The organism is Shewanella sp. SG41-3 (assembly GCF_014164545.1).
Classification (GTDB): Bacteria; Pseudomonadota; Gammaproteobacteria; order Enterobacterales; family Shewanellaceae; genus Shewanella; species Shewanella vesiculosa.
Genome location: NZ_JACJFJ010000002.1, coordinates 373,623 through 386,780, shown reverse-complemented (window position 1 = coordinate 386,780; position 13,158 = coordinate 373,623). Strand labels below are relative to the sequence as shown.

Genomic DNA, 13,158 nt, shown 5'->3' with positions numbered 1-13,158 from the left:
AGGCTGAGTTTGAGATTGTGAGTTTAGTGAGTAAATAAAATGGCTATCAATTGATAGCCATTTTTACTGCAAGTGTTAGTGCTAATCTGTATTTCGACTAAGGATTAGCAGTAAACTTTTATTTCGATAGAGCTAAAAAATTCATTAATTCAATAAGTTGGTCTAAGCTATTCATCTCATTCATATTAATAGCGTATTTATCATTAACGATAAAGGTGGGGACGCTATTCACTTTATATAGTGCTTGTTGCTGGCGCCACAAGGCTAATTGTTTCTCGGTATTACTGCTGTCGGCGATGTTGTCATAGGTTGCGGCATCGATACCAAATTGGCTGAAGACTTTTCGAATGTCTTCACGGCTATTGATTTGTGATTGATGCTGATGACCTTGAGCATTGTGATCATGGCCATTAGCACCTGCATCGCCTTGAATAGCGCTAAACATTGCATGGTTAAGTTTGTCTGCTTGACCAACCTGATGAATAACAGCCAGTGAACGCATTACTTCAGTGCCTAAGTCACTGTTCATAAAGTCTACATGCTTAGTGTCAAAGCTGATCTGTTTATCTAATCCCGCTTTAATTTCAGGAAGATACTGAGTTTCCATGTTGAAACAGTTATGGCAGTAAAATGAAAAAAACTCAGTAATTTTAGGTGAACTGGTCACCATGTTATTCGATATTTGAGTGTAATGTTTACCGGCAATAAACGGTGTGGCGAGTGTGCTAAATGAGGCTGTTATTAGCATCAGTGTAATGGCAAAATATTTAATCATGTAAACCTCAAATCAATGTGGATGGCAAGTCATCGCGAGCAATAGACTTATCTGCTTTAGTTAAATAGGGTAAGTTTTTAAGCTGAATTATGACTTAAATCATCACTTAAAAAGGCGCTAATTTCGTGACCGATGCGTGCTTTATGAGGTTAACTGCGGATATTGAAGTGAGCCAATTGAACCATGTGGCGAGATGATGTGATGAGGTGGCAATAAAAGATGTGTTTCTGCTGCAGGGATTATTCCGCTCTGTTGATGTTATTGAGTGCTGTAAGCGTTGGCGATTAACAGTCAATGCGTCGCTCAACATGTTAATGTGGACTCGTTATACACAGTACTATGAATGATAGGGACAGATACTGTCGACGTTGTCGTTATGCTAATGGTTTATACAAAGGTGCAGTTAAGCCATTAGCTGGTAATTATGGCAGACTAGAGCGACTCTTTTAGAGTTTGCCATGCTTCGCACACTTCACGGAAACGTTCAGCATTGCCTTGATCGCGGTCTGGATGCCATTTAAGCGCCAGCTTACGCCATTGTTTACGGATGTCTCTATCGGTAGCAGTTTCATCCAGTTCAAACACTTTTAAGGCTTGGCCCACATGCATTAACTTGATATTAACGCCAATATACTCTTTATAAGTTGACCAGAACGACTCGAGCATTTCTCGCACTACGTTAACGCTGGCATCGTAATTAGCCCAGTCGAGATAGTAATCGCGTAATGCACCATCGCGAATATGTTGGACATCTGCACTGGCCGGAATAATCCTAAATATTTGGATTTCCATTGCCTTAACTTGTAACCACTGTTTGGGCATTAATATATCTTGTAATTCATACAAGGCATTCATCAATAAAAAGTTACGTTTAAAAAGATCTTTCTCCGGTAACGGATCAAGGTTATGCATTAGCCCTTTGGCTTGCAACTCGCTGGCTAAATGATGCACTTTCCAACTTTGATTAGTTGACTGCAATAAACTCAGCACAGGCCATATAAGCGGATTATCACTTTTATTTGCATTGATTTGATTGCTTTTGTTTGTATCGTCCCATTCAGGAGCATGGGCCGAGTGTAAGGTTTTATTGAGTAACATGGTGGTGTATTCATCCTGAATTGGCGATAAATTCTACTTATCATGAAACCACACTATGCCATAGCCGTTGTTAATCACAAGTAGATTTATACTCGCAGAGATGTCGATTTGAGCCTGCATATGCAGCTTTATTTGGCGATCTGGACCTCGACCTGAATGTAATGCTTAAGGGCTTGGTAATCTGGCGCTGAGCAAATGATTCAATCAAGCGAGGATGGACAGCATCAGCTGGCTGATTACAGGGGATTGCGATTTCATTAAGCGGTTAAATTTTTTATTTACCTTGATCAATTAATTACTATTCTTACAGGCAAGAAAGCTTTATTTGGTATAAAATTCCCCGCAATAAAATAATCGGGGGCTTAACCAATGACAGATAAACACTTTATTAGTGCGCAACAACTACTGGAAGATTCATTTAGACTCGCTGCACAAGTGTATGACAGTGGCTTTCGACCACAGTTTATTGTGGGTATTTGGCGCGGTGGTGCTCCAATCGGTATTGCAGTACAAGAATATTTCGATTTTAAGAAAGTTGAAACTGACCACATCGCGGTGAGAACCTCTTCTTATTATGGCATTGGAACCGATAAGCAAGATAAAAATATTAAAGTACATGGTCTGCATTATATTATCGAAAATGCTAACGCCAGTGATGGTTTGTTGATTGTTGATGACGTCTTTGACTCAGGGCGCAGCATTGATGCGCTTATTGGTAAGTTAAGAAAGTTTATGCGCTTGAACATGCCAACGGATATCCGTATTGCCTGCCCTTACTACAAACCGAAAAATACCAAAGTGGACCTAAAACCAGAATATTTCATTCATTCATCTGAAGATTGGTTAGTGTTCCCACATGAAGTGTCTGGTTTAAACCCACAAGAAATTGCTGAAGGCAAAGCTGACTTTAAAAACATCCAAGAGTTGTTTTTATAAGCGTAATGCTGCACAGCTTATCGCGGTTATTAGCAACGAATTTACTTAGAACTTTGGGTAAAGTTTGCTAAAATACAAGCACTATGCGAGTGCGCCAACATACTTATGTCAATGCGATAATATTAGTATGTTGGCGCACTTTTTTATCCGAATTGATGCGAAATTTAGTTAACATTATGGTTTCTGTAGAATTGTTCACCCCAGAGGCTCCTGTAAAGCGCCAGTTAGAACTCTTAGCCCCCGCTAAAAATGCCGATTATGGCATTGAAGCTATTCGTCATGGTGCTGATGCGGTTTATATTGGTGGCCCAGCGTTTGGTGCCCGTCACAATGCTGGCAACAGTATTGAAGACATTGCTCGCTTAGCAGAATTTGCTCATCGTTATCATGCCCAGGTGTTTGTGGCCTTAAACACTATTTTAATGGATGACGAACTTGATAAAGCCCAAAAGCTAATTTGGCAGCTTTATGAAGCGGGTGTCGATGCCTTGATTGTGCAAGACATGGGGGTGTTACAATTTGATCTTCCGCCTATTGCGTTACATGCCAGCACCCAAACCGATAACCGCAGCCCAGAAAAAACGGTATTTTTTGAGCAAGTTGGTTTTTCTCAGGTGGTGTTAGCCCGCGAGCTGAATATTCCCCAAATTCGTGATATCGCAGCCAGCACAAAAATGAAGTTAGAGTTCTTTATTCATGGTGCTTTGTGCGTCAGCTACAGTGGTTTGTGTAATTTAAGTCATGCTTACTCTAATCGCAGTGCTAATCGCGGTGAATGTTCACAAATGTGTCGATTACCCTGTAATTTGACCACGCGTGAAGGCGAGGTCTTAGCTGAAAATAAGCATTTATTATCACTAAAAGATAATAACCAAACAGATAATTTAGAGGCGTTAATTGATGCGGGTATTAGCTCGTTTAAAATTGAAGGCCGTTTAAAAGACATTACTTACCTTAAGAATGTTACCGCACATTATCGCCAGCAGCTTGATGCGATTATTGCCAAGCGTGCCGATCTAGAATCTATTTCTCATGGTCGTTGCGAATTTAATTTCACTCCCGATCCTGATAAAAGCTTTAACCGCGGTAAAACCGATTATTTTGTTAATGAACGGACCGAGGCGATTGAGCATTTTAGTTCGCCTAAGTTTATTGGTGAAAAAGTGGGCCGAATTACTCATGTCGGTAAAGACTTTATTAAAATCGATACCAGTGAAAGTGGTAAAGACATTCACTTTAACAATGGTGATGGTCTGTGTTTCTTTGTTGAGCATTATGAAACTCAGCGTTTGTCTGACGATAAACTCTCTGGTGTACGCATCAACCGCGCTGAGGGCAACACTTTATATTTAACTGAAGTGCCCAAAGATCTTAAAATTGGGGTGATGATGTTCCGAAACTTTGATCATAAGTTCGAAGCTATCCTCAACAAAGATTCAGCTAGCCGTAAAATTGCTGTCGATATGCAATTCTTTGATACTGATGACGGCGTAGGCTTAACGATTACCGATGTGCATAATATTAGTGCCACCGTCACTTTAGTGTGCGACAAAGCTCCTGCTAATGATCAGGCTAAAACCGCTGAAAATTTGAAAAAACAACATAGTAAACTTGGCAGTAGCGACTTTGTGCTGAATAAGATTAATTTGCTGACACAAACCATGTGGTTTTTACCCGCATCTGTGGTCAATGAGTTACGCCGCGATGCTGTAAGTGCATTAATGGCGGCAAGGGTTGCCAGTTACCAACGACCTGAGCGTTGGGTGCATGATAAAACGGCGCGTTTTCCACAAAAAGCATTGAGCTTTTTATCCAATGTGGCCAACGAAAAAGCCAAATCGTTTTATCATCAACATGGGGTGATTCAAATTGAAGACACCTATGAAAAAAATAATGTGTTACATGATGCGCCGTTAATGGTGACCAAACATTGTCTCCGCTACAGCTTTAATTTATGCCCGAAAGAAGTTGAAGGTATTAAAGCTGATCCGATGTTTTTAGATGTTGGCAAAGATAAATTGAAGTTAGTATTCGACTGCCATAAATGCGAAATGATGATTGTTGGCTCCAACCAATTAGTCAAACAATAATGGTGTAGCAGCAATATTTTATTCATCATTGCTTTTCCAGTGGCAATATTCTCCTTGTCACTGGATAAGTTTTTTGAATAAGCTGAAAAAACAGCCATTAAATAGCTGCCCAAACTCGTGCGTTTCGAGTACACTGCGCGGCTGAAATTTCACGGGTTTAAGCCTGTGATACCTTAAGTTAGGAAAGAATAGATTATGAGCGATAGCAAAAAGTATGCTTTACGTGTTATTCAAATTGAAAACACGTGGAAAACTGAAATTACTCGTCGTATGACAGCGACTAAAACCATAGTATCAAAAAGCCAAGATGGTTTTGCCACAGAAGCTGAAGCCATTGCATGGGGCGAGCAATCACTGCAAGGTTTTTTAGCTAAGCAAGCTGATCGTAACAAGCGTAAAACTGAGAAACACCTTAAAGCTAAAAGCGTAGCCGCGGCCATTGCTGCTGAATCAGCTATCGACGAAGAAGAACTTTTCGACGCCGAAGATGATGCTGAAGATGACGAAGCGTTTAATTAATATGTTATCCAAGATGTAAATGTTATAGATAAGTTTCAATTTTTGTATGTTCAGGATAGGATATGCTCAATTAGAATGGTTTCGATCAACTTATCTTTATCTTGACCAAATAAGGATTCATTTGGATGAACAAGATTGCTGCAATTATTGGCTGCTCGGGGTGCATAGGGATATTGTTCCTGTTCCCGAGTAGTGCATCTGCTACCTCTCAAATCCCCATGACATTTGGTGAAGTTGGTCATTCATCAGCTACTGCGGTGATGTCTGATGATGTTCAGCAACTGACAAAGCTGTCTGCGAAGTTTGGTTTTTTACCACCATTGGATTGGAAGCTTGCCTTTAATGAAAAACGTGGTGATATGACCATGGCTGAGTTTGTTCCTAGTGATGAGTCGTTAAATAATTGGTCTCGTTTAGTCTGTATGCAAGGCTTTAAGGGCTTAGCCGATGACGTTGAACCAGAACAATTTTTAAATTCAATGGCTGACACTTATCGACAACATTGCCAAGGGCAGGTTATTTATCAACAGCTCGGCAGTTCTAAGGTGGATGGCCTCGAGGCTGTGCATGGTTTATTAGGCTGTACCAGTATGCCTAATATTCATAGCGCTTCAGCTGTGATTGAAACGTCTTTTATATCCCCTTTACAAGGTGAAATGGGCTATTTTACGGTAATAAGTGACGACGATGATGTCTACCTTATTCATAAATCTATTCGTACCGACATATTTACTCCTGATACTGCACCTATCACTATCGATAATTATCGTCAGTTTATGACCCAGCCCTAATCATTTTTTCTCGGTGTTGAACATTAACCCGAAGATCTCATTTACACTTATTTGTATCCAAGTTTCAACTTTACATCTTGATGTTTACGAATGTAAATGTGTGCTCATCAGTTCGCTTAGCCTTTAAGACCATAGCAATCTATGAGTTTATTTATCATTAAGTTGAATTATCTGTGAGATTACCTTTTGTAAGTATGAAGTACACCTTAGGATCCGTTATAATCGCCGCGTTATTATTTTACTGCGCAGACGGTTACGTTTAGCACCCAGTGACTTAATACAAGCTTGTCATAACCAAAGACATATTTTTTAATGTTGAGCTGAGCCTCATGTTATTTTAATCGCTCACCTAAAGGCTAAATCAGCGTTGAGGTGAGTGAGTCAATCTTTATGGTGCTTGCCGTGGGTCAATATCCCACAGCAGGATAATCGGGAAACCAGTGCAAGTCTGGTACTGCCCCCGCAACGGTGATTGGTGAGAGTCAGGTGCGCAACTCGATTGCGTTAATCATCTAGACTCGCGCGTGCTATGCCATTGAGGTCTTAGCACCACAGCCTTAGTCCGGAGACCGGCCTTAAAGGTGATTTCGATGATTTCGGTGGGCAGATCTCGAAATGTAATATAATACCGCTTGTTGGCATACGCTCAGAATTGATCTGTAGATTTGCCAACAGTCGTCATCTATATTGCGGCACTTTTGCCCCATTTTTCCTTTCAGGAGTTAAAGGTAAATGGGTACTAAACCAACAAAAATTGCATTGCTATTAAGTGCATTCTTCAGTGTAGTCAGTGTGAATGCTATGGCAGCAGACTCAGCGGCTACATCTTCTTCATCTTCAGCAATCAGCATGGATGAAACCCTAGTGGTTATTGGTCGTAATGCTGCTAAGCCATTAAATATTGCTGCCAACGTCAATGTGATTGATGCTGCTGACATTCAAATGAGCGGCGCGACTAACTTAACCGATTTATTACGTGGACAATCTGGTATTCAGGTGTCGGATAATAATTCGGGAACAGTATTTTCTATGCGCGGATTTTCTGCTTCGCAAGCGGCGAATAACACCCTGATTTTAGTTGATGGTCGCAGACTGAATAACATTGATATTGCTGCACCGAGTATTGAATCTATTCCAATTAACTTAATTGAGCGAGTTGAGATTCTATCTGGTAGTGCTGGTGTGTTGTATGGCGATCAAGCTGTTGGCGGCGTTATCAATATTATTACTAAAGCACCAACAGAAACCAGTGGTGGCATACAAGTCAGTGGTGGCAGTTTTGACACTTATGAAGCTAAAGGTGATATTTCGGGTGCTATCAATGATGCATGGCGTTACTTTTTAGCGGCGAGTTATAACAAAAGTGATAATTACCGCGACAATAACGACAATGACACCAGTTCTATTTTAGGTCGCATTCAGTATCAAACTGACGTAGAAGACTTTTTTGTCGAAGTTAATTATTTTGATAATGATCGTCAAGTACCAGGTGCACTGACCTTAGCGCAATATGAAGCCAATCCTCGTCAAGTGGCTCCCTTTTCTGAGGGTGAATTCACTCATGAAATGACCACCGCATTACGCAGTGGCTATCAGTACCAGTTAAATAATATTTGGGCATTGAGTGCCGATTTAACCTATTCTGACACGTTAATCACCAGTCTGTTATATGGCAGTGAAGGGCGAATTGAGCGTGACTTATTAAGCTTTTCGCCTAAAGCGACCGCCAATTATCACTTAGATCATGGCGACTTGAATTTGGTCACCGGCATTGATGTGAGTACAGGTGAAGCAGATTTTGATACGGCTTCTATTCAACGCAATAATAAACAGACTCAACGTAGTGCTTATGTTCAAGCATCAGTGCCTATTACCAAGACATTATCTTATGTAGTAGGTGGCCGTTACTCGGAAGTGACTGACGATTTGTATGATCAGTTACTTTATCCTAACCGTATTGAAATTGATAATGACGCCCATGCACTTGAGTTTGGTGTTAATTATCGTCCGAGCAGCGAACATCGTTTTTATGTTCGTGCTAATGATAACTTCCGCTTTGCCAAAGTCGATGAACAAGCTTATACACCGCTGACAACTCAAGGGTTAGATCCTCAAACGGGTCGCTCTTATGAAGCGGGTTGGGATTATACCACTACCACTCAAACATTGAAGATCAATGCTTATCAACTTGAATTAGAAGATGAGATTGTTTACGAAGGTGGTCGAACTGATGGGCCTTATGGTGGCGGTGCTAACGTTAACGCTGATAAATCGCGTCGTTTTGGTATAAGCACGGCTTATGATGTGCAGCTTTCAACGAATTGGTTATTAGGTGCGTCGTACGACTATATTGATGCAGAATTCACTCAAGGCGAGAACGACGGTAAAGCATTATCTTGGGTGGCCAAGCACTCTGGTAAAGCTTATATTAGTTACGATATATCTGCTCATTGGCAAGCGTTTGTTGAAGGTGTTTACACTGGCGAGCGTTACATGGAAGGCGACAACAGCAATACTGGTGATAAGTTAGACAGTTATGTATTAACCAACCTTGCGTTGAATTACAGCTATGTAGGGTGGAATGCCAGTTTACGTGTTGATAATTTACTTGATGAAGACTATGTCGGCACAGGGTATTACTCTGCTTATGGCAGTGGCTATTATTCAGGTACTGGTCGTTCAATTAGACTTACAGCGGGTTATCGTTTCTAGATAATTTGGTTGATCAAGTCTTAGTCACAACAGCCAGTAAATTATTACTTATGAAAGCCAGTGAACTATCGCTGGCTTTCGTTTTAATATACCGTTAAATTGATTAATAGTGTGTTAATTTTAAAAAAGGTAATCGATAGATATGACGAGTCTTGAGCAACAAGTTTTTACTCAAGTTAAAGCTATTATTAGCAATGAAGAGCAAGTCATTGGTCGTCGTGGCATATTAATTCCATTAAAAAAAGCCCTGATTAACGAAGCTGATATTAGAATCGTAATCGACATAGTCTCTGCTGATCCGGCATTGGCTGCACACTTGTTATTGCGCAGTAATAGCGCCCATTCAGCTGGAATGATATCGACTAAAAGTCGCAGTGTTAAAGATTGCTTAATTCGTTTAGGCCAAGTGAATATCTATCGATATGCATTTTCATTTTATCTTAAAGAACGCCTTGATGAACTCCCTGAACCTTACAAAAAATTGGTTCAAGGTTATTGGGCCTTAAATGAAACGATTGCGGATGATTGTTTAGAACAGTTACGTGAACAGATTGAAACCGGTGATAACATCAAAATTGATGCGGATGAAATGCAAACCTTAGCATTATTTAGTGTTTTTGGTCAGGTGATTGTATTAACGGCTTTTGCCTATTTAAATGCAGAGCTGTCTCGCCCCGTGTCACTAAAAGTATTAAAATCACTGATTGATAACCAGCAACAACAATTATCCCTTGATGCATTTGATGCATTAGGATTGGATGACGATTTACGCGAAGAGTTTTTAATTGCCCATAACTTACGCCAAACACAAAACCCTGATTCTCCAGGACTTGTGCTTCGACGCGTGTTATCTAAAAGAGGTTTATTAATCAACCCGCTGTAAATTTATACCTTCACTTGCTACCAGCTCGAGCCACTGTTGAATTAAATTTGCATTAGTGGCATCGCGGCGATACGCGCCAAACAATGGACGTTTTAGTCCTTCTGCGCCTAATTTTACCGCCGTAAGACTCAGCCCCTGACTTTCTCGAATAGACCAAGTTGGTAGGGTGGCTACGCCATCATTACAGGCAACTCGCTGCAATAACATTGAGGTCAAGTCGCATTGTTTTTGCTCACCAGGTTCAATACCCGCGGGCTCTAAAAAGTGTTTGTATATGTCTAAACGCGCGAGAGGCACTGGGTAACTGATTAAAGTTTGCTTTGCCAATTGAGCTGGGGTTACAAAGGCTTGTGTCGCTAATGCGTGATCACTGGCAACGACTAACTTTACTTCAAAATCAAATAGATGTTGATAAGCTACGCTATGTCCAGGCACTGGGTCAGAGGTGAGCACTATGTCTAAACTCCCCGTTTCCAGCGCATTGAGTGAATCAAATAAATGACGACTTGAAATATCAATTTGAGCTGCTGGCGCATATTGTTTAAATTGTTCAATAACCGGCATTAACCAACGAAAACAACTGTGGCATTCAATGCCGAGCTTAAGTTGTTGGCTTTCACCCTCTAAACCGCGCTTAAGATCAGATTCGGTTGCAATCACTTTCGGTAAGATTTCTTCCGCTAAATTCAGCAGACGTGAACCTTCGTGAGTAAACGTTAACGGTTTACTTTTACGAACAAAAATAGTTGAGTTAATCCGTGTTTCTAACTCTTTTATTTGATGAGAAAGCGCCGACTGGGTTACAAATCGTTTTTTAGCTGCACCCGCTAAACTGCCACTTTCCTTTAACGCCATCAAGGTGCGAAGGTGTCTAAGCTCTATCATTTTCTCTCCACATGAATCTTGCTCAACTAGCCGATGAAATCAATTCGATTGCTTGACAGCAGAGTAGCACAATAAACTTCTAGACGTCCAGACGCCTATGCGGGTTTTTCTGCATAAATGGCTATAAATTTTGCTTCAACGAAAAGGAAAGCAGCATGAAAATTTCAAGTTTAGGATTTCCCCGCATTGGACGTCAGCGTGAATTGAAGTTTGCACTTGAGCGTTATTGGCGCGCAGAAATCTCATTATTTGAACTGAAACAGGTCGCCAGTGAATTAAAAAAAACGCATTGGCAGTGGCAAGCAGATGCCGGCGTTGAGTTAGTTCCAGTAGGCGACTTTGCTTATTACGACCAAGTATTAACCCTAAGTGCCACCTTAAATGTGATCCCAGATCGCCACCGAGCTACTCAAGCCGATGGCAGCCAAGCACCTATCGATATAGACACCTTATTTCGTGTGGCCCGTGGCCGATCGCAAACTGGCCAACATGCTTGTGCGGCAGAAATGACCAAGTTTTTTAACACTAACTATCATTATCAAGTGCCTGAATTAAGCGCAGATCAAAGCTTCGAGATTGCCTTTGAACAGTTGTTTGATGACGTCAGTGAAGCGCAGCAACTCGGTCATCAAGTAAAACCGGTATTGCTTGGCCCAGTGACGTATTTGTATTTATCGAAAAGCCTGACTGAGTTTAACAAGCTATCGTTATTACCGCAGCTACTGACGGTTTATCAGCAGATTTTGCAACGTTTTGCAGACCAAGGTGTGAGTTGGGTACAACTTGATGAGCCAGTATTAGCCGCAGACTTAACCGAGGAGTGGCAGCAAGCCATTCGCCACAGTTATCAATTTTTAGCGCAACAAAAACCGGCATCATTGAAGATATTACTTGCCAGTTATTATGGCTCTATTGGCCATCATCAAGCATTGGTGAGTGCATTACCGGTTGATGGTTTGCATCTTGATTTAGTCACAGCACCACAACAAGTTGAGGCGTTTATCAAAGCGCTCGGCAGCCAACAAGTTTTATCGGTTGGAGTGATTAATGGTCGCAACGTGTGGGCTGCCGATGTTGATGTTATTGCTGATCAGCTGGCAGAATTAGCGACCACGTTGGGCGATCGTTTGTGGATTGCACCTTCATGTTCATTGTTACATTGTCCGGTTGATGTTGACGTCGAGACGCAACTGATCAGTCCGTTACAGGGACAATTAGCATTTGCCAAACAGAAACTGTTTGAACTTAGTGACATTCAGCAGTTAATTAACGATCAAGATTCACAAAGCAGCCAAGTGATTATTGATCGTTGCCAGCAAAGGCGTTTAGCCACAGCTGCTGCAGCTAATCAAGAGGTTGTTCAACGTGTGTTACAGCTTACTGCGAGTGATTTTGAACGTCATAGCCCTTTTGCTCGGCGTATTATTGCTCAGCAACAGAAGCTAGCACTGCCATTACTTCCCACAACCACCATAGGCTCATTTCCGCAAACGCCTGCGATTCGTGGTTTACGCAAACGCTGGCGTAAAGGCGAAATCAATGACACTGATTACCGATTACAGCTTGAGCAAGTCACTCAGGACACCATTTGTCGTCAACTTAAACTCGGTATTGACGTATTAGTGCACGGTGAAGCTGAACGAAATGACATGGTGGAGTATTTTGGTGAACAGCTCGACGGTGTTGGCTTTACTCAATTTGGTTGGGTGCAAAGTTATGGCTCTCGTTGTGTAAAACCACCGCTAATTTATGGTGATGTATCACGTCCTAAGCCGATGACGGTTGATTGGGCTACCTATGCGCAAAGTTTAACCGACAAGCCTGTCAAAGGCATGCTAACAGGCCCAGTGACCATCTTGCATTGGTCGTTTGCTCGAGAAGATATCCCTCGTCAAGATATTGCCAATCAACTTGCGTTAGCGGTGCGCGATGAAGTGATCGATTTAGAAAAAGCCGGCATTGGCATTATTCAAATTGACGAGCCAGCATTTCGTGAAGGTTTACCGATTAAGCAGAGCCAGTGGGCAGATTATTTAACTTGGGCAGTAGATGCCTTTAAGTTGTCGGCGGCTGGTGTAGACGATGCAACTCAAATCCATACTCACATGTGTTACAGCGAATTTAATGACACCATTAATGCCATAGCGGCTATGGATGCTGATGTGATCACCATTGAAACTTCGCGATCACGGATGGAATTATTGAATGCGTTTGAAGATTTTTGTTACCCGAACGAAATTGGTCCTGGGGTGTATGACATTCACTCGCCCAATATTCCAACGGTAGCCGAAATGGTTGATCTTATTACTAAAGCTTCGCAGAAAGTGCCGGTGAAACAATTATGGGTTAACCCTGATTGTGGTTTAAAAACCCGTACTTGGGATGAAGTAGAGCCAGCGCTGCGCAATATGATTGCAGCGACTAAAGTGCTTCGACGCCAGTTTTAATTAGCATGATGCTGCTCACAAT

The 13,158-nt window shown here is 41.5% G+C and carries 10 protein-coding genes and 1 riboswitch; of the genes, 7 read left to right on the top strand and 3 right to left on the bottom strand.

The features are described 5' to 3' along the window. Positions 1 to 118: 118 nt before the first annotated feature. Together H5164_RS04955 and H5164_RS04950 are read right to left on the bottom strand one after the other, a co-directional pair. Positions 119 to 775, bottom strand: coding sequence for a thiol:disulfide interchange protein DsbA/DsbL (locus H5164_RS04955; protein WP_182697499.1), 657 nt, complete (start codon positions 773 to 775; stop codon positions 119 to 121). A gap of 432 nt (positions 776 to 1,207) precedes the next feature. Beyond that, positions 1,208 to 1,873 carry a DNA-J related domain-containing protein gene (locus tag H5164_RS04950; protein WP_124015553.1) on the bottom strand — a complete coding sequence of 222 codons (666 nt, stop codon included), beginning with the start codon at positions 1,871 to 1,873 and terminating at the stop codon, positions 1,208 to 1,210. A gap of 369 nt (positions 1,874 to 2,242) precedes the next feature. Here H5164_RS04950 and H5164_RS04945 point away from each other — a divergent pair, with 369 nt between their 5' ends. The 6 genes from H5164_RS04945 (at position 2,243) to H5164_RS04920 (ending at position 9,804) form a co-directional block, all read left to right on the top strand. Then, on the top strand, positions 2,243 to 2,809 hold the full coding sequence (locus H5164_RS04945; protein ID WP_101085918.1) for a phosphoribosyltransferase: 567 nt from the start codon (positions 2,243 to 2,245) through the stop codon (positions 2,807 to 2,809). Between the two features lie 176 nt (positions 2,810 to 2,985). Then, positions 2,986 to 4,899, top strand: coding sequence for a U32 family peptidase (locus H5164_RS04940; RefSeq protein ID WP_182755051.1), 1,914 nt, complete (start codon positions 2,986 to 2,988; stop codon positions 4,897 to 4,899). A gap of 195 nt (positions 4,900 to 5,094) precedes the next feature. After that, positions 5,095 to 5,418 carry a DUF3622 domain-containing protein gene (locus tag H5164_RS04935; RefSeq protein ID WP_182722683.1) on the top strand — a complete coding sequence of 108 codons (324 nt, stop codon included), beginning with the start codon at positions 5,095 to 5,097 and terminating at the stop codon, positions 5,416 to 5,418. Between the two features lie 125 nt (positions 5,419 to 5,543). Next, entirely contained in the window at positions 5,544 to 6,209 is a 666-nt protein-coding gene (locus H5164_RS04930) for a hypothetical protein (RefSeq protein WP_182697497.1), read from the top strand. 374 nt (positions 6,210 to 6,583) lie between these two features. Continuing rightward, positions 6,584 to 6,802: riboswitch (cobalamin riboswitch) on the top strand. Positions 6,803 to 6,941: 139 nt separating this feature from the next. After that, positions 6,942 to 8,921 (top strand): TonB-dependent receptor, encoded by a 1,980-nt coding sequence (locus H5164_RS04925; RefSeq protein ID WP_182755049.1) that lies wholly within the window; start codon positions 6,942 to 6,944, stop codon positions 8,919 to 8,921. Positions 8,922 to 9,063: 142 nt separating this feature from the next. Next, the gene (locus H5164_RS04920; RefSeq protein ID WP_124015558.1) at positions 9,064 to 9,804 is read left to right on the top strand and encodes an HDOD domain-containing protein; all 741 of its coding nucleotides are present in this window, start codon (positions 9,064 to 9,066) and stop codon (positions 9,802 to 9,804) included. Here the strand turns inward: H5164_RS04920 and H5164_RS04915 are convergent. Then, complete coding sequence (locus H5164_RS04915; protein ID WP_182697494.1) at positions 9,787 to 10,689, bottom strand: LysR family transcriptional regulator; 903 nt, start codon at positions 10,687 to 10,689, stop codon at positions 9,787 to 9,789. The two genes, H5164_RS04920 and H5164_RS04915, sit on opposite strands and share 18 nt — an antisense overlap. A 155-nt stretch (positions 10,690 to 10,844) precedes the next feature. Between H5164_RS04915 and metE the strand changes: the two genes are divergently transcribed. Further along, positions 10,845 to 13,136 carry a 5-methyltetrahydropteroyltriglutamate--homocysteine S-methyltransferase gene (gene metE, locus H5164_RS04910; RefSeq protein WP_182755047.1) on the top strand — a complete coding sequence of 764 codons (2,292 nt, stop codon included), beginning with the start codon at positions 10,845 to 10,847 and terminating at the stop codon, positions 13,134 to 13,136. The last annotated feature ends 22 nt before the right edge of the window (positions 13,137 to 13,158 follow it).